This window comes from Rhodococcus sp. ACPA1 (genome assembly GCF_002300195.1).
Taxonomy (GTDB): Bacteria; Actinomycetota; Actinomycetes; order Mycobacteriales; family Mycobacteriaceae; genus Rhodococcus_F; species Rhodococcus_F opacus.
The window spans coordinates 640,400-662,478 of sequence record NZ_NSDX01000003.1 but is presented as its reverse complement, the minus strand read 5'-3'; the positions used below and the strand labels follow the sequence as shown (position 1 = coordinate 662,478).

Here is a 22,079-nt window from a genome sequence, read left to right as displayed (position 1 = left end):
GTGGTTGCCGGGGTGATCATTTGATCGCACCGAAGGACAGGCCGCGGACCAGTTTGTTCTGCGCGACCCAGCCGGCCAGGATGACCGGCAGCGCCGCCAGCGTCGCCGCCGCCGACAGCCGGGCCCAGTACAGGCCCTCACCGGTGATGAAGCCGACGAGGAACACCGGAATGGTCTGCGCCTGAACGGCAGTGAGGTTGACGGCGAAGAAGAATTCGTTCCACGAGAAGATCACGCAGATCAGCGCGGTCGCCGCGATACCGGGGGACACGAGCGGGAGGATCACCTCACGCACCGACGTCCAGAGGCTAGCGCCGTCCATGCTCGCGGCCTCGAGCAGTTCGCCCGGAACCTCGAGGAAGAACGAACGCATCATCCACACCGCGATGGGGACGTTCATCGCCGTGTACAGGATGATCAGGGCCCAGATGTTGTCGAGCAGTCCGATGTCGTTGACGATCACGTACAGCGGGATGATCGCGGCGACGATCGGGAGCATCTTCGTGCTGATGAAGAAGAACAGGGCGTCCTTCGTCTTGCGGACCGGACGCAGCGACAGCGCGAACGCCGCCGGCACACCGAGCACCAGCACGAGGATCGTCGACATGGCGGTCGCGAACGCCGAATTCAGCAGTGCCGTGCCGATGCCGCTGTCGAGGACCGCCTTGAACTGGTCCAGGGTGGGGGTGAAGAACAGTTTCGGCGGGGTCGTGTAGGCGTCGCCCTCCTGCTTGAACGCGGTGAGCACCATCCAGGCCACCGGGAAGAAGAAGCCGAGCGCCACGATCCACGCCACCACACTCCACGGGCTGAACTTGCGGTGCTTGCGCGCCCGCTTGGTCTCCGGGGCGGTGGGGGTGGACTCCACCGGCGCCGCCGCAGTGTCGGTACTCATTACGCTGCCTCCTCGTTACCGGTAAAGCTCTTGAAGATCAGGCGCAACGCCAGGGTCGCGACGACGATGGTTGCGATCACGACGATGACGCCCATCGCGGCGGCCTGCCCGATGTCGAAACCGAGGAATGCGCGCTGATAGATGTAGAAGGGGAGGTTGGCACTGGCGGTGCCGGGTCCACCCTGGGTCATCATGTAGATGGCGTCGAACGTGTTGATCAGGTAGATCGCGCCCAGGACCGCGCCGAGTTCGATGAACCGGCGCAGATGCGGGAGCGTCAGTTCGCGGAACATCGCGAACGGCTTGGCGCCGTCCACCCGCGCCGCCTCGAGGATGTCGCGTGGCATCGACTGCAGACCGGCGAGGATCAGCAGCATCATGAACGGGGTCCACTGCCACACCAGGTTCACCATGACCGACGCGAGCGGGAACTTGCTGACCCAGTCGACCTGTCCCACCCCGAACGGGGAGAGCACGAAGTTGACGATGCCGAACACCGGGTCGAACATCGTGGTCTTCCACAGCAGCGCACCGGCGACCGGGGTCACCAGGAACGGGGTGATGAGCAGGGTCCGCACGATGCCGCGGCCCAGGAAGGCGCGGTCGAGCAGCAGTGCCAGCAGCAGGCCCAGCACCACCGAGATGATCACGGTCCCGACGATCAGGATCACGGTGTTGACCGCGACCTCACGGAACTGGCTGTCCTGGAACACATCCACGTAATTCTGCAGGCCGACGAAGGCCTGGGACCCCGGTCGGACCAGGTTCCAGGACTGCGTCGAGTAGTACAGCGTGAACAGGAACGGGATCTGGGTCACCACGATCATGAAGATCAGAGCGGGCAGCAACGGCCCTCGGCGACGCCATCCCTCGGCGCGGGAGACGCTGTCGTCCTTGGCCTCCCGCAGTTGCCGCACCCGGTCGGCGGTGCCGTCCGCGGTGGGTTTCTCGGCGATGGTTGTCATCGTTCCTCCCGATACGTCGCGCCGACCACCTCGGCGTACTGCTGTGCCTGGGCGAGCGCCTCGGGCACGGTCTGCTGTCCTGCGATCGCCGCACTGATCTGCTGGCTTACACGGGTTCCGAGATCCTGGAACTCCGGGATCGCCAGGAACTGCACGCCGGTGTACGGAACCGGTAGCACGGTGGGCGCCTCCGGTGTCGCGTTCTCGATCGCCTCGAGCGTCAGCGGACCGTAGGCCGCCGAGGCCTCTTTGTACTCGGGAATCTCATAGGTCGACAGCCGGCTACCCGGAGGCACCCGCTCCCAGCCGAGATCCTCACCGACCGTGCGTATGTATTGCTTGTCGGTCATCCACGAGATGAACTTCCACGCCGCATCGGGGTTCTCGCTGCTCTCGGGAATTCCGAGCGACCAGCTGTACAGCCAGCCGGAATTGTCCTTCACCTCGATCGGCGCGGGCGCGTAGCCGATCTTGCCGACAACGGCGCTCGACGCCGGATCCTCCAGCGTGGACACCGCGGACGTCGAGTCGTACCACATCGCCACCTGCCCCTGAGCGAGCTGCGTGGCGCACTCGCCGAAACCGCTCGTCGCGGCGCCCGGCTCGCCGTACTCGCGCACCAGGTCGACGTAGAACTGCACCGCGCGTTCCACCTCCGGGCTGGTCAGCTGAGCGTTCCAGTCCTCGTCGAACCAGCGGCCACCGAACGTGTTGATGACGGTGTCGAGGGGTGCGAGCAACTCACCCCAGCCCGGCTTGCCACGCAGGCAGATGCCGGCCATGTCGTCGGAGTCGAGTTGCTTTGCCGCCGCTGCGACCTCGGTCCAGGTCGGCTTCTCCGACAGGGTGATTCCGGCCTGCTCGAACAGGTCCTTGCGGTACATCAGGAACGAGGACTCGCCGTAGAACGGCACCGAGTACATGTTCCCCTCGTAGGACAGCGACTCGCGCAGGGTGGGGATGAAGTCGGCCTCGTCGTAACCCTCCGTCGCCTCGGCATACTCCGACAGATTCTTCAACCAGCCGTACTTGGCCCATTGCGGGGTCTCGTAGTTGCTGATCATCACGACGTCGAACTCGCCGCCACCGGTTGCGGTGGATGCCGTGATCTTCGCGCGCGCCTGGTTCTCCGACAGCGTGACGAACTTCAGGTCGATGTCGGGATTCTCCTCCTCGAACTGCGAGGCTAGCTTCTGGGCATCTTGCATCTGTGAGTTCGAGACCATCGCGATGGTGATGGTCTGGTCCGACGCGCCCAGCGATCCGGCGCCCGCACATCCGCTCAGCGTGAGGCAGAGCGCTCCCGCTCCGGCTACCAGCATCGTCGCCGGTTTCCTGTGTTTCTTCACCGATCTTCACCTCTCTTGCGTGGTGCTACTGATCGAGCAGCCAACGCGCGCATTCGATGTCGCAGACCAGCATCTTGGCCAGTCCGCCGTGGAGGGCACCCAGTGCCGCTTGATGTTTGGCGACGCCACCCGTGACGAGGATCGATCCCCCGCACGCGCGGATGTCGTCGAGGGGAACGGACATGGCCCGTTCGTCCAGTGGGCCGGCGACCTCGGTTCCGTCGAGCCGGTAGAAGCGTCCACCGACTTCGCCGACCGCGCCGAGGTCGGTGAGCACCGACAGCATGTCCGTGTCGATGAAGCTGCCCTCGAACAACGTGGTCGACGTGGAGACGGCGCCCGTGCCGAACATCATCATCTCCGCGGTGCGGCCGGCCTCGAGGGCCTTGGAGATGACGGAGTCGCCCCGCATGGATACCACGGTCGACGCGTCCGCGTACAACGGAACAGGGAGCCGAACGGTGTTGGCCTGCAGTTGCTCTGCGCATCTCCCCAAGACGTACTCCGTTCCGGTCTGATAGTTGATCGCACTCACCGAGCCGTCGAGCTGGACGACCGACGCGCACGTGGCCGCCCCGGACGGCAGGCCCTGCGCGACGGCGACCGTCTCGGGCCCCCACGTGAATCCGAGGGTGTCGCCTTCCCGGATCCGGCGCACCAGCAGGGATGCGGCGGCGCGCCCGACGCCGGCGAAGCTGTTGTGGTCGTCGATCGGACCGGCGGCGTCGACGGAATCGGCGACCACCACCGCCTCGACGAGGCTGTACTTCTCCTCGAGCGCGCGCTCCTCGTCCGAGCGCAGCGAATCCCGCAGATGCGCGGGAGCCTGCACCTCGATGCGTACCAGGCCCTGCGTCCGGGCCCGTGCCACCAGCCGGCCCGCCGTCGGGCGGGAGACACCGAGGCGTGTCGCGACCTCGGCCTGCGTCATTCCGTCCAAGTAGTACAGCGTTGCAGCGCGCAACGCGAGGCGTAGATCCTCCGTCGTGGACGGCGGCGGCGACGCGATGAGTGACGGCGTCTGGGCCGTCGGATTGGGGGACGTCACTGATTCTCCTCGCCATGATCCCGAGCCCGTCGTGTGTGTCTTCGGAGCCTCGAGAAACCGTGAGCAAATGATCACTATGCGTTCATCTGCTCAATACGCTAGCATCGAAGTGTGACCCACACAACACTCCCTTCGGATATCCCCAGGACGATGCGTGCCAGCGTGCTTTCGGAGCCGGGCGTGATCGAAATCCGGGAACGGCCCGTCCCCACTCCCGGCCCCGGCGACGTCCTGGTCCGCGTGGCCTCGGTAGGCGTCTGCGGATCGGATGCCCACTACTACCGCGAGGGCCGCATCGGCGACTTCGTGGTCGACCAGCCGATCGTGCTGGGCCACGAGGCGTCGGGCACCGTCGTGGGTGTCGGTGCCGGGGTTCCGGCAGCGCGTATCGGGCAGCGAGTCTCCATCGAACCGCAGCGCCCCGACCCGGACAGCGTCGAATCGCGGCGCGGTCTCTACAACCTCTGCCCGCACATGCAGTTCTATGCCACCCCGCCGATCGACGGGGCGCTGGCCGAATACGTGACCATCGGCTCGGCGTTCGCCCACGAGATTCCCGACGAGATGTCCGAGGACGCGGCCGCGCTGTGCGAGCCGTTGTCCGTGGCCATCGCCACCACCCGCAAAGCCGGCGTGACGGCCGGATCCCGCGTCCTGATCGCGGGCGCGGGACCGATCGGGATCGCCATGGTGCAGACGGCCCTCGCATTCGGCGCCACCGAAGTGGTCGTCTCGGACCTCGATCCCCGGCGACGCGACGTCGCAACGAAATTCGGTGCCACCGCGGTGCTCGACCCCCGCGAGCAGGACGTCACGGGACTCCACGTGGACGCGTTCGTCGACGCGTCCGGCGCCCCGAGCGCGGTGCTGGCCGGGATCCAGGCCGTCCGGCCCGCGGGATCCGTGGTTCTGGTGGGCATGGGCGCCCCCGAGATGACACTGCCGGTCCAGACCATCCAGAACCGAGAGCTGGTGCTGACCGGCGTATTCCGCTACGCCAACACCTGGCCGACGGCGATCGCTCTCGCGCGGTCGGGGCGGGTCGACCTCGATTCGATGGTCACCGGAAGATTTCCGCTCGCCGAGGCGGAGCAAGCACTGAACGCAGACCGGACGCCGGGCAGCCTCAAGGCCGTCGTACGCGTCCAGGAATGAGGAGAGACCGATGCAACTGTGCGCGCAGGCACTGCAGCAGTTCGACGACACCGTGCAGGTGCCGAATTACGATCGAAGCGACATCACCGTAGGGATAGTGCATTTCGGTGTCGGCGGATTCCACCGCGCGCACCAGGCGATGTACGTCGACCGGTTGCTGCGACGCGGGGAGGCCCGCGAGTGGGGCATCTGCGGGGTCGGGGTCCTGCCCGGTGACCGGCGGATGAAGGACGTCCTCGACGCGCAGGACGGCCTGTACACGCTGGCGCTGCGACACCCGGACGGCACCTGGGACGTGAGCGTCATCGGGTCCATCGTCGACTACCTCTTCGCTCCGGACGATCCCGAGGCCGTGATCGAGAAGATGGCCGCGGAGACCACGAAGATCGTCTCGCTGACGATCACGGAGGGCGGCTACAACTTCACCCACGACACCGGCGAGTTCGATGCCGAGAACCCGGACGTCGTGCACGACCTCACCGACGGCGCCGCCCCGCGGACCACGTTCGGACTCGTCATCGAGGCCCTGGCCCGGCGCCGCGCGCGCGGATTGCCGTCGCCGACCATCATGTCCTGCGACAACATTCAGGGCAACGGCGACGTGGCCCGCAAGATGTTCCTGGCCTACGCAGAGTTGAAGGATCCCGAACTGGCGGCGTGGATGCGCGAGGAGACGTCCTTCCCCAACTCGATGGTCGACCGCATCACGCCCGTCACCACCCCCGAGGTGACCGAGGCGCTGTCGTCGCGGTTCGGCATCGACGACCAGTGGCCCGTCGCCGCCGAACCGTTCACGTCGTGGGTGCTCGAGGACGCCTTCCCGCTCGGTCGCCCGGCATTCGAGGACGTCGGCGTCCAGGTGGTCGACGACGTCGAACCCTACGAACTGATGAAGCTGCGTCTGCTCAACGCGAGCCACCAGGGCCTCTGCTACTTCGGCTACCTGTCGGGATACCGGCTCGTGCACGAGGTCGCGCAGGATCCGCTCTTCGCCGACTTCCTGCTCGCGTACATGGACGACGAGGCCACGCCCACCCTGGCGCCGGTGCCCGGGGTCGACCTCGACGACTACAAACGCACCCTGATCGAACGGTTCTCCAACCCCGAGATCCGCGACACCGTCGCCCGCCTGTGCGCCGAATCCTCCGACCGCATCCCGAAGTGGCTGCTGCCGGTGATCCGCGAGAACCTGGTCGCCGACCGGCCCGTTCGACTGTCCGCCGCGATCGTGGCGAGCTGGGCCCGGTATGCCGAGGGAGTCGACGAGAACGGCGAACCCATCGACGTCGTCGACCAGTTGAAGGACTCCCTGGTGCCGATCGCGCGCAGCCAGCACGAGAATCGCACGGCCTTCATCGAGAACCAGTCGGTCTTCGGTGACCTGGCCGAGAATCCGCGCTTCGTCACCGCGTATCTCTGGGCGCTGGACTCGCTGCACAGCGTCGGTGCACGGAAGACGCTTGAGGCTCTGCGTGAGAAGGTGCAGTCATGAGTCTGGTCATCGGTGAAGCCCTCATCGACATCGTCACGGCGAGCGACGGCACCACCACCGAGTACGTCGGCGGTAGCCCGCTCAACGTCGCGGTCGGTCTCGGCCGGCTCGGTCGTCCGGTCGAATTCGTCACCCGGATCGGCGACGACACGAGGGGCGGTGCGATCGTTCGGCACCTCGAGCAGTCGGGGGTGAGCCTCGCGCCCGGCAGTGTCACCGCGCAGCGAACGGCGACGGCCCACGCCACCCTCGATTCCGCCGGATCCGCCACCTACGAGTTCGACATCGAGTGGGACCTTCCCGCCCCCAGCGGGTCATCTACCCCGCCGCTCGTTCACACCGGTTCCATTGCCGCCGTGATGGAACCCGGCTGCGACGTCGTCGCAGACATGCTCGACCGCCGCCGCTCGTCGGCGACCATCAGCTACGACCCCAACGTGCGACCGGTGTTGATCACCGACAAGGCACGCGCCCGGCAGCGGATCGAGCACCTCGTGTCGATCTCGGACATCGTCAAGGTCAGCGACGAGGACCTCCGCTGGTACGACCCCGAACGGGATCCCGTCGACATCGCCCGCGAGTGGCTGACCCGCGGACCGGCGATGGTGGCGGTGACGAAGGGCGCCGAGGGCGCATTCGCGGTCTGCGCGGCCGGACTCGTCGAGGTCGCGGCCCGCAGCGTCGAGGTAGTCGACACGGTCGGCGCGGGCGACGCGTTCATGGCCGGACTCCTCGACGGGTTCTGGTCACACGGCTTCCTCGGCGCTGAGAGCCGCAACGCCCTCCACAGAATCGACCCGGAGGAGGTGCGGAACGTGCTGGACAATGCCGTGCTGATGTCGGGTCTCACGGTCGCGCGTGCCGGGGCGGACCTCCCCACCCGCGAGACACTGGATCGCGCGGCAGGTGTCCGGCAATGACCCTCGTCGCGGGCATCGATTCGTCCACCCAGTCGTGCAAGGTCATCGTCTGCGACGCCGACACCGGTGAACTCGTCCGCGAGGGCAGGGCGTCGCATCCGGACGGCACCGAGGTCGACCCGCAGGAGTGGGCTGCGGCCCTCGACAGCGCCATCGCCGCCGCCGGCGGACTGGACGACGTCGCCGCGGTATCGGTCGGGGCGCAACAGCACGGCATGGTGTGCCTCGACGACGCCGGAACGGTCGTGCGTCCGGCGTTGCTGTGGAACGACACTCGCTCCGCCGACGCCGCCACCCAGCTGGTGGACGACCTCGGTGGTCCGGACGCGTGGGCGGACGCCGTGGGGGTCGTGCCCCTCGCCGCGATCACCGTCAGCAAGCTGCGCTGGCTCGCCGATTCCGAACCGGCGAACGCCGACCGGACGTCCGCGGTGTGCCTGCCCCACGACTGGCTCGGCTGGCAGCTCACCGGCAGAGCCGATCTCGACACCCTGGCCACCGACCGCGGCGACGCCAGCGGCACCGGATACTTCTCCGCGGCAACGGATTCCTACCGACCCGACCTGCTGTCGCTGGCGCTGCGCGGACGCTCCCCCGCCGTGCCGCGCGTGGCTCGCCCGGCCGAGAAGACCGGCGAAACCCGGTGGGGCGCCGCCGTCGGTCCCGGTACCGGCGACAATGCCGCTGCCGCATTGGCTCTCGACGCCAAGGAAGGCGACGTCGTCGTGTCCGTCGGAACGTCGGGTGTCGTATCCGCGGTATCGGTGACACCGGCGAACGATCCGGGCGGTTTCGTCGCCGGCTTCGCCGACGCCACCGGACGCCAACTGCCCCTCGTGTGCACCCTGAACGCCGCCCGGGTGCTCGACGCGACCGCCTCCCTGCTGGGGGTCGATCACGACGAGCTGTCGCGGCTGGCGCTGTCCGCACCGTCCGGCAGCGGCGGCCTGGTGATGGTGCCGTATTTCGAGGGTGAGCGCACCCCCAACCGGCCGAACGCCACCGGCTCCGTTCACGGACTCCGGCTGGCCAATTCGACCCCCGCCCACCTCGCCCGCGCGGCGGTCGAGGGGCTGCTGTGCGGCCTGGCGGACGGCATCGACCACCTGACCGCCCAGGGGGTCACAGTGCGTCGCATCCTCCTCGTCGGCGGCGGCGCCCGCTCACAGGCACTGTGCGAACTCGCGCCCGCCATCTTCGGGGCTCCGGTCCTGGTGCCGCAACCGGCGGAGTACGTCGCGATCGGCGCCTGCAGGCAGGCGGCCTGGACGCTGGCCGAGACCCCGGAACCACCCAAGTGGGATCAGACGTCCACCCGGCGTTACGAGGCCGACCCGGCACCCGAAGTGCGCGAACGGTATTCCTCCGTGAGGCGCTGACGCGCCTGTGCGTGGTTAGCGAGTCTCTGGACTCCTCAACCACGCACGGGTGGCTACGCCACCTTCACCAGCATCTTGCCGACATTTCCGCCGTGCATGAGCTGCAGGAACGCGTCGACCGAGTTCTCGATGCCGTCGACGACGGTCTCGTCGTGAACCACGTCGCCGGACGCGAGCCACGGTCCCATCTTGGCGGCGAACTCGGGGAAGACGTGCGTGTAGTTGCCGAGGGTGAAGCCCTCGAGGGTGAGCCCGCGGCTGATGATATTCACCAGGTTGTCGGGGCCCGGCGTGCGCTCGGTGGCGTTGTACGCGGAGATGGCACCGCAGAGGGCGGCGCGTCCGCCGTTGCGCATGACGTCGAGTGCGGCCTCGAGATGGTCGCCGCCGACGTTGTCGAAGTAGACGTCGATGCCGTCACCGGCGAGTCCGCGAAGCTGCTCGCGCACCGGCGCCTGCTTGTAGTCGAATGCGGCGTCGTATCCGTAACGGTCGGTCAGCAGTGCGACCTTCTCCGCGGACCCGGCGGATCCGATGACGCGCGACGCGCCCTCGAGTCGTGCGATCTGCCCGGCGGCGGTCCCCACCGCACCCGCGGCGCCGGAGATGAACACGGAGTCGCCGGGCTTCAGGTGGGCGATGTGCACGAGTCCGACGTAGGCCGTGAGCCCGGTCAGTCCGAGAATCCCCAAATAGGCCGAGATCGAGACTCCCGGAATCTCTTCGACGACGCGGAACGCCGAGGCGTCACCCTGCGCGACGTCCCGCCACCCGAGGTCGTGAACCACCACCGAGCCGACCGGATGCGTGGCGGCGGTGGATTCGACGACGCGACCGACAGCTCCGCCGGTCATCGTCTCGCCCAGCGCGAACGGCGGGATGTACGACTTCACGTCGTTCATCCGGCCGCGCATGTAGGGGTCGACCGAGACGAACTCGTTGGCCACCCGCACCTGGTCGGGCCCGAGGTCGGGCAGCTCGACGGTCGCGATGCGGAAGTCGTCCTGGGTGGGCCAGCCCACCGGCCGGTTGATCAGCTGAATCTGGGTGCTCGTCGTCACGGGTGTTCCTTTCGATACTTCTGGGGTCACAGCGCCAGTCCGAGCGCGAGGAGGAGTACCGCGAGCAGCGGAAGTGTTCCCTGCGTGATCGCCGCGCGAGCCTTGTTGGGCGACGACAGCAGGAGCACGAGGGCCGCGAGGAGCATGGATCCCGCGCCGGCGAAGACGAGAGCCGCACCGACGGCGGTCGCGCCGATGATCACGGCGACGATGCCGACTGCCGTCACGATCGCCAGGAAGAGGTTGTAGAAGCCCTGGTTGAAGGCAAGCTCCTTGGTGGCGCCGGCTTCTTCGACACTGGTCCCGAACGTCGCGCGGGTGCGCGGAGCGGTCCAGAGGACGGACTCGAGCACGAAGATGTACACGTGCAGCGCACTGGCGAGTGCGGCAAGAACAAGACCCGCGGCGACCATACGAAACTCCTCCTCGTTCTGAACTGACCATTTCAATATATACTGAAATGGTCGTTTCACAACAAGGAGTGAGGATCGTCATGCCGCGCACGCAGGATTTCGACACGGCCGAAGTGGTCGGCCGCGCCCGCGACCTGTTCTGGGACAAGGGCTTCGAAGCCACGTCGATACCCGACCTCGAACGCGTCACCGGACTGAATCGATCGAGCCTGTACAACGCGTTCACCAGCAAACGCGGGCTCTTCGACGCCGCGGTGCACGACTACCTGGACCGGGTGGTTCGCCCCCGGCTCCGCATCCTGACCGACGAGCCGACCCGCCCCGACGCCGCCGAGCGCTACTACCGCAGCCTCGCCGACGCCCTCGCGTCTCTCCCCGACGAAACCCCCGGACGCGGCTGCCTGCTGCTCAACAGTGCCGCCGGTTTCGCCGCGCACGACGACACGCAACGGTCCGTCGTCGACGCATACCAGCGCGAACTGTCCGGGGCGCTCGCCCACGCTCTCCGGGCCCACGACCCGGACGCGTCGACGACCACCCTGGCACACCGGACCCGACTCCTGACGTCACTGTCCGTCAGCGCGCTCCTGCTGTCGCGGGTCAACCGGGACGAGGCCGTCGCGGTCGCGAACACCGCTGTCGAGCAACTGGAGGAGTGGCGGCCCACCTCCTGACGTGAGTGGCAAAGAGTGCCCGGACACACCTTGCCACTCACATGGCGGTGACCCAGTCCGCCATCACGTCTGCCAGCGCCTCGGCGCCGCGGTTGCAGTCGTCCGCTTCGGCGAACTCGTCGGGCGAGTGGGACACCCCGGTGGGGTTGCGGACGAACATCATCGCGGTGGGCACCTTCGCGGACAGGATTCCGGCGTCGTGCCCGGCAGCGGTCGGGAGGACGGGAATGTCACCCAGGTGGGCGAGTGAGCGGCGCAGTCGTTCCCGGGTCGAGTGTGGGAACTCGACGATCGGCGTGACCGATTCGGCGTCGACCTCCAGACCGATACCGTCGGCGGCCGCGTAGGCCTGCGCCTCGGCGGTGATCTGCTGCACCAGCTTCGTCAACGTCTCCTCGTCGGCGGCCCGCGCGTCGAGCCACGCCCGCACCTCCGACGGAATGGCGTTGGCACCGTTGGGAAGTACCCGCACCTTTCCGAACGTCGCGACCGCCTCGTGCAGCGTCGCGGCGGTCCGGGCCGTGTGGACCGAGGACGCGAACGCGAGCATCGGGTCGCGGCGGTCGACGAGCCGGGTGGCGCCGGCGTGGTTGGCCTCTCCGGAGAACACGAACTGCCACCGGCCGTGCGGCCAGATCGACGAGGCCACGGCGATGGGACTGTCGATCAGGTCGAGGGCGCGTCCCTGCTCGACGTGCAACTCGACGTACACGCCGACGCGGTCGACCAGGTCGGGGTCCTCGCCGAGATGGTGCGGGTCGCGGCCGGCGCCGACCAGTGCTTCGCCGAGGCTGATGCCATCGTTGTCCCGCAGCGCGAGGGCACGGGCGGGTGCCACTGCCCCGGTGGACAGTTGCGAGCCGACGCACGCGACACCGAACCGTGCGCCCTCCTCGTCGGAGAAGGCCGCGACCGCCACCGGACGCGTCGGCGTGATCCCCCGCTCGCGGACGAGGTCGATCGCGGCGAACGCGGACACCACCCCCAGCGGTCCGTCGTAGGCGCCGCCGTCGGGTACCGAGTCGAGGTGCGATCCGGTGACGAACGCGTCGCGAGGGTCGCCGTCCCAGCCCTCGGGCATCCACCACGCCCACAGATTGCCGTTGCGGTCCTCCTCGACGCTCATGCCACGAGCCTGCGCACAGTCCGAGAACCATTCGCGCAGCGTCATGTCGGCGTCGTTCCACGCGAATCTTCGGTATCCCCTGGTCGACTTGTGCTGTCCCACATCGAGGATGCTCGCCCAGAGCGAATCGAAGGAAGTCATGTTCTCGGTCCTCTACTCATAGTGTCAAAGCCGGTAGGCGCTTCGCGCCCGTGCGTGGTTAGCGAGTCCCTGGACTCCTCAAGCACGCACGGGCGGCGGAGCCGCCTACAGGGCGCCGGGGATCCAGGTGGTTCCGGCGAGGGGCACGCGGGCCATCGCCGACGCCTCGACGGTGAGGGCGACGAGGTCCTCGGGTTCGAGGTTGCGCAGGTGCGACTTGCCGCAGGCGCGGGCGAGGGTCTGCGCCTCCATGGTGAGCACCCGCAGGTAGTTCGCGAGCCGCCGTCCGCCCTCGACGGGGTCGAGGTTCTTCGACAGTTCCGGGTCCTGGGTGGTGATGCCGGCGGGGTCCTTGCCGGCCTGGAAGTCGTCGTAGAACCCGGCCGCCGAGCCCAGTTCCTCGTACTGCTTCGCGTAGCGGGGGCTGTTGTCGCCCAGCGCGATCAGGGCGGCGGTGCCGATGGCGACGGCGTCCGCCCCGAGGGCCATGGCCTTCGCGACGTCGGCGCCGCTACGGATGCCCCCCGACACGATGAGCTGTACCTTGCGATGCACCCCGAGTTCCTGCAGCGCCTGGACCGCCTGCGGGATCGCGGCCAGGGTGGGGATGCCGACGTGCTCGATGAACACGTCCTGCGTGGCGGCGGTGCCGCCCTGCATGCCGTCGACCACGACGACGTCGGCGCCGGCCTTCACGGCGAGCTTCACGTCGTAGTAGGTGCGGGTGGCGCCGACCTTGATGTAGATCGGCTTCTCCCAGTTGGTGATCTCGCGGAGTTCGATGATCTTGATGGCGAGGTCGTCGGGACCGGTCCAGTCGGGGTGCCTGCACGCCGACCGCTGGTCGACGCCCATGGGGAGGGTGCGCATCCCGGCAACGCGTTCGGTGATCTTCTGCCCCAAGAGCATTCCGCCGCCGCCGGGCTTGGCGCCCTGGCCGAGGACGATCTCGATGGCGTCGGCCTTGCGGAGGTCGTCCGGGTTCATCCCGTACCGGGACGGCAGGTACTGGTAGACGAGGTTCTTCGACTGTCCCCGCTCCTCGGGGGTCATGCCGCCGTCACCGGTGGTGGTGGACGTGCCGACCTCGCTGGCGCCGCGGCCGAGGGCTTCCTTCGCCTGCCCGGACAGTGCCCCGAAGCTCATGCCGGCGATGGTGATCGGGATGTCCAGGTGCAGCGGGAACTTGGCGTTGCGGTCGCCGAGCACGACGTCGGTGTCGCACTTCTCACGGTAGCCCTCGAGCGGGTACCGCGACATCGACGCGCCGAGGAACAGCAGGTCGTCGAAGTGCGGCAGCGTGCGCTTGGCACCCCAACCGCGGATGTCGTAGATGCCGGTCTCGGCGGCCCGCTGGATCTCGGAGATGACGCCGCGGTCGAACGTCGCCGATTCGCGCAGGGCCGGGTTCGGGGTGTTCATGACGGTTCTCCTAGTACGCGCTGGCGTTGTCGACGTGGAAGTTGTAGAGCTTGCGGGCAGAGCCGTAGCGGGTGAACTCGGACGGGTCGGCGTCGAAACCGGCCAGATCCAGCAGCTCCCGCAGTTCCGTCAGGTGCTCCTCGCGCATCTCCTTCTTGATGCAGTCGGCGCCGAGGGAGGCGACGGTGCCGCGCACGTAGATGCGGGCCTCGTACAGCGAGTCGCCGAGGGCCTCGCCGGCGTCGCCGAGAACGACGAGACGTCCGGCCTGACCCATGAACGCGGACATGTGGCCGATGTTGCCGCCGACGACGATGTCGACGCCCTTCATCGAGATGCCACAGCGCGCAGCGGCATTGCCGTCGATCACGAGGAGGCCGCCGTGGGCGGTGGCGCCCGCGGACTGCGACGCATCGCCCTTGACGTGCACCGTTCCCGACATCATGTTCTCGGCGACCCCGACTCCGGCGTTGCCGGTGACGGTTACCGTCGCATGCTGGTTCATGCCGGCGCAGTAGTAGCCGACGTGTCCTTCGATGGTGACGTCGATGTCGGAGTCGAGGCCGCAGGCCAGCGCGTGCGCGCCCTGCGGGCCGGTGACCGTGACCGTCTTCGGGGCTTCTGGGGAGGTGAGCCGCTCGTTGACGGCACGGGTACTCGACGTCTCGAGGTTCAGGACAGTCGCTTCGGTGGTGGCTACCGGTGCCATACGTACACCTCTTCCGGTTCGGGCTCGAAGATTCGGGCGTTGTCGACGCCGGGCAGGTTCGCCAGGGCGCGGTATTCGGAGGCCATCGCGACCCACTGGTCGGTCTCGGCGATGACGGCGGGCTTGCAGGAGATGGCGTCCCGGACCACGGCGAACGAGTCGGCCGTCGAGACGAGCAGGGTGTAGAAGCCGTCGAACGTCTCGTTCAGCATCAGCAGCGCCTTCTCCAGGTCGATGCCCTCGGCGAGCTGCTTGGCGACGAACCGCGCCCCGACCTCGGTGTCGTTGGCGCTGTCGAACACGACGCCGTCACGTTCGAGCTGATGCTTGATGCTCATGTGGTTCGAGAACGAGCCGTTGTGGACGAGGCACTGGTCGGGGCCGACGGAGAACGGGTGCGAACCCTCGGCGGTCACCGCGGATTCGGTGGCCATGCGGGTGTGCGCGACACCCTGCCAGCCGCTCGCCGACGGCAGCCCGAACCGGTTCGCCAGGTCGATGGGGTTTCCGACGCCCTTGAGGACGGTCAGGTCGTCACCGAAGCCGATGCCCCGGGCCGAGGGCACCACACTGCGCACGGCCGCCGCGAGGTCTGCCGCGCCGACGACGCCGTGCAGGATCGTCGTCGGGTGCAGGTCGATTCCGGTGACGGTGGTGTCGAGGGACGCCGACAGCGTTGCGGCGAGTTCCGCTGCGGGGACGGGGCAGTCGAGCAGCGAGACCGTGGACTCACCGACCGGGGACCAGGCCCGGTCCCCGTAAATCGCCATGCCTGCGGAATCGGGTCCGCGGTCGCACATCTGACCGAGCATGTCGGTGAGCAGGGCGCCGAGTTGTGGGTAGAGGGACGGCTCACGCAGGTGAAGTCCGACGATTCCACACATGGATGTCTCCTTTCGGGAGGTCTGTCAGAACGCTGTCAGGTAGTGGTCGAGTTCCCAGGGGGAGACGGTGTTGTGCCAGGCGAAGAACTCCTCGCGCTTGAGTGTCGCGAAGTACTCGGCGACCCCGGGGCCCGCGACGTCCAGGGCGCCCGTCACGACCGGATCCGATTCCAGTGCGTCCATCGCGTGCAGCAGCGTCATCGGCAGCATGTCGCTGGGACTGTCGCCGGATCCGGGGGTGCCGGGGTCGAGATCCCGTTCGATGCCGTCCAGGCCGGCGGCGATGGCGGCGGCCGCGGCGAGGTAGGGGTTGGCCGAGCCGTCGCCGCCGCGCAGTTCCACCCGGTTCTTGTCCGGCACCCGGAGGTAGTGGGTGCGGTCGTTGCCGCCGTACGTGGCGTACCGCGGCGACCAGGTCGCGCCGCTGCTCGTCGACGTGGCGCCGGTCCGCTTGTACGAGTTGACGGTCGGCGCGATCACACCCTGCAGTGCGCACGCGTGCTCGAGGATCCCCGCGATGAACGCGTACGCCGTCCTCGACAGTCCCAGCCCCTTGGGGTCGTCCCCGTCCGGGAACACCGAGCCGGCGTCGTTCCACAGCGACAGGTGCAGGTGCATGCCGGAACCGGTGCGGTCGGAGAAGGGTTTGGGCATGAACGTGGCCTTCATGCCGCGCTTCTCGGCGATCACCGACAGCAGGTACCTTGCGGTGATGACCCGGTCGGCGGTGGTCATCGCGTCGGCGTAGTCGAAGTTCTGCTCGAACTGCCCGTTGCCGTCCTCGTGGTCGTTGGCGTAGTTGCCCCACCCGAGCGCGTTCATGGCCGCGGACACCTCGGTCAGATGGTCGTACATTCGGGTGACGTCGCGGGCGTCGTAACACGGCTGACGGCTGACGTCGGCGGTGTCCGCGGTGGTGAGGGCGCCGTCTCCGGTGCGGTGGACGAGGAAGTATTCGATCTCCGCGCCCACGTTGACGGACAGGCCGAGGTCGGACGCCTTCTTCAGCGTCTCCTTCAGGATCACCCGCGGCGCATACGGCCAGGGCTTTCCCTCCACGTGCGGATCACAGTGCACGATCGCCAGTCCGGGCTTCACGAACGGGATCGGCGTGAACGACGAGACATCCGGTACGGCAACGAGATCGGAGTCCCTCGGCTCCTGCCCCATGTGCCCCGCCGCGTACCCGGCGAAGCCCACGCCGTCGTCCTGAAGCTGCTCGACGGCCTCGATCGGGACGAGTTTGGCGCACGGCTTTCCGGACAGCGTCACGAACAGGGCGAGGATGAAGGTGGTTCCGGTGGCCCGGGCCACCTCGGACAAGGTCTGCGGTGGGGATGTCACGATGTTCTGCGCGGTGAACGCGTCAGCAGTGTCGACAGCCATGGGGAGCTCCTGAACTGGTGGTCTACGGGTGAGGTGGTCTGTGGGTCAGCGCATCTCGCCGGCGCCCTCGTAGGGGTGCAGGCTGAAGAGGAGATCGCCCTCCTCGAAGCGCGAGTAGCGGAAGTCGGACGGCTCGACGTTCGGGAGGGTGGTCGTGCCGTCGTCGAGGAGCATGTCGGCGACGAGGCGCCCGACCGCCGGTGAGATCTTGAAACCGTGACCGGAGAACCCGGTGGCGAGGAACAGACCGTCGACCGGGGCCGGTCCGATGATCGGGTTGTAGTCGGGAGTGACGTCGTACGCACCGACGTAGCTCGACGTGATCCGCGGGTCGGGCATGTCGGGCAGGCGGTTGCCCAGCTTCATGATGTTCTTCTCGATGGTGGAATCGTCGGCGCGGTTGCTGTAGTTGTCGGGATCGATGTACTGCGGCGCGGCGTGGTCGCTGTTCCCGACGAGGAGTTCGCCGTTGGGCTCGCGGCAGATGTACTGCAGTCCGGCCAGGTCCGACAGCACCGGCACCTCCGGGGTGGGGACTCCCTGGTCGATCAGGACGAGCTGCGCCCGTTGCGCTTTCACCGGAATGTCGACGCCGACTCCGGCACCGAGTTCGGGCGCCCACGGGCCGGTCGCGAGGATCACGTGCTCGGCATGCACCTCGTCGCCGTTCGCGAGCGTGACCCCGTAGACGCGGCCGTCGGCGTTCTGTAGCAGCGACGTCACCGGTGTGCTCTGACGGATCGTGACGCCCAGCCTGCGGGCGGACGCACCGAACGCCATACCGGCCATGTACGCCTCACCGCGGCCACCGAGGGGCTCGTACGCGAAGGCGGCGAAGTCGTCGAGATGCAGCCCCGGCCACAGTTCGGCCATCTTGTCGTGGCCGATGTAGTCGACGTCGATACCGAGGCCCTGCATCATCGCGACGTTCGCCTTGAGCGGGTCGATGTTGTTCTCACCGACGCCGACCACGTATCCGCACTGACGGATTGCCATGTCGTCGCCGAAGATCTCGGTGGCCCTGGTGAAGATGTCGACGCCGTACCACGACATCGCCGCCAGCGACGGCGTCCCGTAGTGGCACCGGACCACGCCGCTGGACTTGCCGGTCATGCCCGAGCACAGGGTGCCACGCTCGAGGACCAGAACGTCGGTCTCTCCGCGGTCCGCGAGCGACCACGCGATGGCGAGACCTTCGAGTCCCCCACCGACGATCACGAACTTTGCTGTCTGTGTCACGTTGCTTCCTTCATTCGGCCGGATGATCGGGCGCTGTCGGCTTGAGTAGCGGTTCGTTTCACCTCATGAATCGCCGTTGTTCACTATGAAACAGTTCTACTATGTCGATCGTGTTACGGCAACGTTGTTGGTGCATCACCAAATCACGTCGCTCAAACGCTCTTTCAATATCTATCCTCGCGCTGATCTGCACGTTTCCGGCCTCGCCGGATTGATTTACGTCATCGAAATACGTCTTGTGGTTTCCTGTTGCTACTCCTCGTTTCATACAGGGGAGGTCTCGGACCCAACTCACCACACCTTCAGGGAGAACCCATGACCACGACCGACAAGCCCACCGCCGTCCCGTTCCGCGTCACCGCTGGATTCCACGAGAACCTGCCTCAGATGCCGGTCTCGGAATACCCGGGCACCAAGGGATACATCGACGACGTCTTCGCCAACCCGGACGGCTCGGAGATGTCGGCCGGCTACTTCGAACTCCAGCGCACCGACGCACCGCTCGACTACTACTACGCCTACGACGAGATGAAGGTCGTCCTCGAAGGGGAGCTCACCCTCGAGAACCTCGACACCGGCCAGGTCGAGGTGGCGAAGGCGAAGGATGCGATCTTCTTCCCCAGGGGCTCGCGTATCCGTTTCACCACACCCGACCGCGCACTGGCCTACTTCGTCGGCCACCGTTCCTTCGCTCCCTGATCCACGATGGCGGTATCGATGAGGTCGACCAGCGTCCCACGGTGGCGATCCGACTACTCGGCCGTCGACGACCTCGCAGCGGGCGCTCTCGTCACCCGCTACGTATTGGTCTCGGAGCGCTCGGTCAGCGCGCAGGTCATCCGCGAGCTGTCCGAGCGCGTGGCGCCCGTTTCCACTCGCACGGTGATCGTGGACGACGAGGCCGGATCCGGGTTCGGCGGGCTCGGCGAACTGCTGTCCGAGGCGCGCATCGGGTGCCGGTTCGTCGTGGCGGGCCCCGAGCGCATGGTGGGGGCGGTGCGTGCTCGGCTGATCTCCGCAGGCGCGTTGCCCGCCGAGATCGCCGCGATCATCGACCCCGACGCCCCGGTGCGCGACGTGTTCTGCGCGCACTGCCACACCACGTCGCCCTCGGTGCCGGTCGCCATCGGCGGCCGGACACCGTGCGCCGGTTGCTCCGCCGAACTCACCGTCTACTACCACTACTCCCGACGCCACAGCGCCTACCTGGGATATCGAGCCGACTCGGAGGAACTGCCATGACCACGGCCCTCGAAACAGTTGCGGACGAGAGCATCACCGGAGGGCTCACTCTGACAGTGCGCGAGGCACGGTTGCTGTGCCCGGGTATCCGTCACGTCGTCCTCGCGGACCCGGCAGGCCGCACCCTGCCGTCGTTCACCCCGGGCAGCCACATCGCCGTCACCTGGGCCGAGGGTCGGCAGAATTCCTACTCGCTCACCGGCCCCTCGATCGAGCCGGACCACTACGCGATCTCGGTCCGGCTCGACGAGAACGGCCACGGGGGTTCGCGCTGGGTCCACGACCTCCAGCCGGATCAGCGCATCCGTGTGAGCCTTCCGCGGAGTGCGTTCGCGCCCGTGCTCAATGCTCGGCACCACCTGCTGGTCGCGGGTGGAATCGGCGTCACGCCGATCCTGTCGCACGTCCGAGCCGCGCTCGAGTGGGGTCGTTCGTTCGAAGTGATCTACTCTTTCCGCGACCAGTCGGGAGCGCACGCCGACGAGTTGGCGGCGCTGTGCGGTGACCGGATGATCACGGTCTCCACGCCCGGAGAACTCGCGGACCGCCTCGTCCCCAAGCTGGCGGACCAGCCGCTCGGTACTCACGTCTACACGTGCGGTCCCGCGCCGATGATCGCGGCGGTGGCCGAGTGGGCCCGCGACTGCGGCTGGCCGCCGGGGCGCGTGCACTCGGAGGCATTCGGGGCGGGAGCGCTGCCCGAGGGGGCGCCCTTTGCCGCCACGCTCGGGCGCACCGGAATGATCGTGCCCGTGCCCTCGGGAACCAGCCTCCTCGAAGCGTTGCTGGACAAGGGAATCAACGTCCCGAACCTCTGCCGGCAGGGTGTGTGCGGCGAATGCCGGCTGTCGGTTCGCGGCGGCGAGATCGAACACCGCGACCTCTTCCTCACCGAGGAGGAGAAGGCCTCCGGAGATTCGATCATGCCGTGCGTATCACGTTCCGCAGGAGACCGATTGGAGCTGGATCTGTGACAACTACCGACTCGCGCGCCGACCACATCGCGCGCTTTCCGTTCCCCTTTCCAAGCGACCGGTACCGCTACAGCACCAACGTCGAACCGGCCGGAAACCCCACCGGCACCGCCACCGGTAGCTGGGGTGACACCCGCATCGCCATCGACGCCGACTACCACCGCGAACTCGCCGAACGCGAGCGCATCCTGGCCGAGGATCCGTCGCGGCACCAGTGCCTGCCCCACATGGTCCCCGCCGCGTGGGACGCGATGCTCACGCTGATGCGCATGCTTGCCGACGAATACCCCCGCACCATGATCCTCGAACGGCACGAGGGCAGCTGGTTCTGGAAGAACGACCTCCTCGGGATCGAGCACAGCTTCGTGTTCGGGGATCTCGATACGTTGCCGGCGCCGCCGCTGGTGTACATCTGCGGCCAGATCCAGGAAGACGTCGTGCTGCTCGACCAGCGTGAGGGCGAATTGTGGGGGGACGCCGGACTCGTGACGTTCGCGGCGGACTGGTCCTTCGGATTCGACGTGGGCATGAGCTTCCTCGAAATTCACGGCCCCGTCCCGCGAATTCACAGCGAGAAGATCATCACCCGCGCACACAACTTCCTGATGCGGCTCGAGCCCGGCCAGAGCTACCGGCGCACCAACTGGTCGTTGACCGTGGACGGCAAACTCGACACGTCGACCGAGACCTATCCCGAGTGGGGGAAGGACCGGCGCACCCTCGCCGACGGGCCATTGGACGAAGTCGGGGACCGCCTGTTCCTGAGAACCGAAGTGCAGCATCTGATCCGGCTCGCACACTCCGGCACCGTCATGTTCCTGATCCGGACGTATCTGCTCCCGTTCCGGGACGTCGCGTCCGTTGCGGAGTGGGGCGAGCGGCTGTACCGGGTGCTCGAGGACCTCCCGGTGGACATGGCCGAATACAAGGGCATCAGCCGCACCCGGGAACCCGGCATGAGATGGCTGCTGACCCATGGGAATGTCGCACCGTGACGCTGGCCGACCGGCGGCCGCGGAGGCCGGCATCCCAGAGCGATCAGGCTCTCGACCTCGTTCTCGCGACGGTCTCCGTGATCGCCCGCGACGGCCTGCGCGGTCTGACGACCCAGGCCGTCGCCCGTGAGGCCGGCGTCGCGGACGAGGGCGTCCTGCACAGTGTCGGGTCGACGGACGCCCTCGTCGACGCCGCACTCCGTTACGCACTGGACAAGAGCGCGAGCGTCTTCGCCGACATCGCCGCCGGATCGTCGCTCGACCACTTCGTCGAGCACCTCACCGACCTCGTCGCCCGCGACCCCGACCTCCAGGTCTTCCAGTACGAGCTGATGCTCGAGTCCCGGCGCACGCCACGCCTCGACCCGCACGTGAAACTGCTGTACGCCACGTACATCGAGGCGACGTCCCAGGCGCTGACCCGCCTGGGCATCACCGCCGACGAAGACCTGACCCTGCTGGTGTACTCGGCGATCGAGGGATTCATCATGCACCAGTTGATCGCGAAGGATCGTCCCGCGACGGAACGCGCGATCGAGCGGCTACGCCGGATCCTGTCGACCGCGAGGTAACCCCCGCACGTGAGTGGCAAAGTGTGCCCCGGCACGCT

General features: G+C 67.6%; 22 protein-coding genes. 10 read left to right on the top strand and 12 right to left on the bottom strand.

Annotated features, from left to right (window positions below; genetic code table 11):
- Positions 1–16: 16 nt before the first annotated feature.
- Genes CJ177_RS13585 through CJ177_RS13570 form a run of 4 tightly spaced genes read right to left on the bottom strand, consistent with a single transcriptional unit; the run spans position 17 to position 4,257 of the window.
- Positions 17–895 carry a carbohydrate ABC transporter permease gene (locus CJ177_RS13585; protein ID WP_005250847.1) on the bottom strand — a complete coding sequence of 293 codons (879 nt, stop codon included), beginning with the start codon at positions 893–895 and terminating at the stop codon, positions 17–19.
- Positions 895–1,860: a carbohydrate ABC transporter permease gene (locus CJ177_RS13580; RefSeq protein WP_005250846.1), complete on the bottom strand. Its 966-nt coding sequence runs from the start codon at positions 1,858–1,860 to the stop codon at positions 895–897. Before CJ177_RS13580 ends, CJ177_RS13585 begins: the two co-directional genes overlap by 1 nt.
- Positions 1,857–3,182: a sugar ABC transporter substrate-binding protein gene (locus CJ177_RS13575; protein WP_095867909.1), complete on the bottom strand. Its 1,326-nt coding sequence runs from the start codon at positions 3,180–3,182 to the stop codon at positions 1,857–1,859. The genes CJ177_RS13580 and CJ177_RS13575 overlap by 4 nt, the downstream gene beginning before the upstream one ends.
- Before the next feature lie 52 nt (positions 3,183–3,234).
- Positions 3,235–4,257, bottom strand: coding sequence for a sugar-binding transcriptional regulator (locus CJ177_RS13570; RefSeq protein ID WP_095867908.1), 1,023 nt, complete (start codon positions 4,255–4,257; stop codon positions 3,235–3,237).
- A 150-nt stretch (positions 4,258–4,407) separates the two neighbouring features.
- On the opposite strand from CJ177_RS13570, the gene CJ177_RS13565 reads away from it, so the two are divergent.
- From CJ177_RS13565 to xylB, 4 genes are read left to right on the top strand one after another with little or no spacing between them, the layout of a single operon-like run.
- Entirely contained in the window at positions 4,408–5,412 is a 1,005-nt protein-coding gene (locus tag CJ177_RS13565) for an NAD(P)-dependent alcohol dehydrogenase (RefSeq protein ID WP_095867907.1), read from the top strand.
- 10 nt (positions 5,413–5,422) lie between these two features.
- The gene (locus CJ177_RS13560; protein WP_095867906.1) at positions 5,423–6,904 is read left to right on the top strand and encodes a mannitol dehydrogenase family protein; all 1,482 of its coding nucleotides are present in this window, start codon (positions 5,423–5,425) and stop codon (positions 6,902–6,904) included.
- A complete protein-coding gene (locus CJ177_RS13555) occupies positions 6,901–7,824 on the top strand; it encodes a carbohydrate kinase (protein ID WP_061697913.1) in 924 nt (307 codons plus the stop codon). The genes CJ177_RS13560 and CJ177_RS13555 overlap by 4 nt, the downstream gene beginning before the upstream one ends.
- Complete coding sequence (gene xylB / locus CJ177_RS13550; RefSeq protein WP_095867905.1) at positions 7,821–9,203, top strand: xylulokinase; 1,383 nt, start codon at positions 7,821–7,823, stop codon at positions 9,201–9,203. Before CJ177_RS13555 ends, xylB begins: the two co-directional genes overlap by 4 nt.
- Positions 9,204–9,256: 53 nt before the next feature.
- On the opposite strand, the gene CJ177_RS13545 is transcribed toward xylB, so the two are convergent.
- Positions 9,257–10,264, bottom strand: coding sequence for an NADP-dependent oxidoreductase (locus CJ177_RS13545; protein WP_095867904.1), 1,008 nt, complete (start codon positions 10,262–10,264; stop codon positions 9,257–9,259).
- 26 nt (positions 10,265–10,290) lie between these two features.
- Positions 10,291–10,677: a DUF1304 domain-containing protein gene (locus CJ177_RS13540; protein WP_095867903.1), complete on the bottom strand. Its 387-nt coding sequence runs from the start codon at positions 10,675–10,677 to the stop codon at positions 10,291–10,293.
- Positions 10,678–10,757: 80 nt separating this feature from the next.
- Here CJ177_RS13540 and CJ177_RS13535 point away from each other — a divergent pair, with 80 nt between their 5' ends.
- Positions 10,758–11,351 (top strand): TetR/AcrR family transcriptional regulator, encoded by a 594-nt coding sequence (locus CJ177_RS13535; RefSeq protein WP_025433327.1) that lies wholly within the window; start codon positions 10,758–10,760, stop codon positions 11,349–11,351.
- A 37-nt stretch (positions 11,352–11,388) separates the two neighbouring features.
- Here CJ177_RS13535 and CJ177_RS13530 read toward each other — a convergent pair whose 3' ends face one another.
- The 6 genes from CJ177_RS13530 to CJ177_RS13505 form a co-directional block, all read right to left on the bottom strand.
- Positions 11,389–12,618, bottom strand: coding sequence for an allantoate amidohydrolase (locus tag CJ177_RS13530; protein ID WP_061697910.1), 1,230 nt, complete (start codon positions 12,616–12,618; stop codon positions 11,389–11,391).
- A gap of 105 nt (positions 12,619–12,723) precedes the next feature.
- Complete coding sequence (locus CJ177_RS13525; RefSeq protein ID WP_005250836.1) at positions 12,724–14,040, bottom strand: FMN-binding glutamate synthase family protein; 1,317 nt, start codon at positions 14,038–14,040, stop codon at positions 12,724–12,726.
- Between the two features lie 10 nt (positions 14,041–14,050).
- Complete coding sequence (locus CJ177_RS13520) at positions 14,051–14,749, bottom strand: protein glxC (RefSeq protein ID WP_054245623.1); 699 nt, start codon at positions 14,747–14,749, stop codon at positions 14,051–14,053.
- Positions 14,737–15,633 (bottom strand): glutamine amidotransferase family protein, encoded by an 897-nt coding sequence (locus tag CJ177_RS13515; RefSeq protein WP_061697909.1) that lies wholly within the window; start codon positions 15,631–15,633, stop codon positions 14,737–14,739. The genes CJ177_RS13520 and CJ177_RS13515 overlap by 13 nt, the downstream gene beginning before the upstream one ends.
- A 24-nt stretch (positions 15,634–15,657) precedes the next feature.
- Positions 15,658–17,019, bottom strand: coding sequence for a type III glutamate--ammonia ligase (glnT, locus tag CJ177_RS13510; RefSeq protein WP_061697908.1), 1,362 nt, complete (start codon positions 17,017–17,019; stop codon positions 15,658–15,660).
- A 45-nt stretch (positions 17,020–17,064) separates the two neighbouring features.
- Complete coding sequence (locus CJ177_RS13505; RefSeq protein WP_061697907.1) at positions 17,065–18,258, bottom strand: FAD-binding oxidoreductase; 1,194 nt, start codon at positions 18,256–18,258, stop codon at positions 17,065–17,067.
- 315 nt (positions 18,259–18,573) lie between these two features.
- Between CJ177_RS13505 and CJ177_RS13500 the strand changes: the two genes are divergently transcribed.
- From CJ177_RS13500 to CJ177_RS13480, 5 genes are read left to right on the top strand one after another with little or no spacing between them, the layout of a single operon-like run.
- Positions 18,574–18,957, top strand: coding sequence for an ethanolamine utilization protein (locus CJ177_RS13500; protein WP_061697906.1), 384 nt, complete (start codon positions 18,574–18,576; stop codon positions 18,955–18,957).
- A gap of 6 nt (positions 18,958–18,963) precedes the next feature.
- Positions 18,964–19,500 carry a dimethylamine monooxygenase subunit DmmA family protein gene (locus CJ177_RS13495; protein WP_061697905.1) on the top strand — a complete coding sequence of 179 codons (537 nt, stop codon included), beginning with the start codon at positions 18,964–18,966 and terminating at the stop codon, positions 19,498–19,500.
- Positions 19,497–20,474, top strand: coding sequence for a PDR/VanB family oxidoreductase (locus CJ177_RS13490; protein ID WP_061697904.1), 978 nt, complete (start codon positions 19,497–19,499; stop codon positions 20,472–20,474). Before CJ177_RS13495 ends, CJ177_RS13490 begins: the two co-directional genes overlap by 4 nt.
- On the top strand, positions 20,471–21,469 hold the full coding sequence (locus tag CJ177_RS13485) for a heme-dependent oxidative N-demethylase subunit alpha family protein (protein ID WP_061697903.1): 999 nt from the start codon (positions 20,471–20,473) through the stop codon (positions 21,467–21,469). The genes CJ177_RS13490 and CJ177_RS13485 overlap by 4 nt, the downstream gene beginning before the upstream one ends.
- Positions 21,466–22,041, top strand: a complete 576-nt coding sequence (locus CJ177_RS13480) for a TetR/AcrR family transcriptional regulator (protein WP_005250826.1) — start codon at positions 21,466–21,468, stop codon at positions 22,039–22,041. Before CJ177_RS13485 ends, CJ177_RS13480 begins: the two co-directional genes overlap by 4 nt.
- The last annotated feature ends 38 nt before the right edge of the window (positions 22,042–22,079 follow it).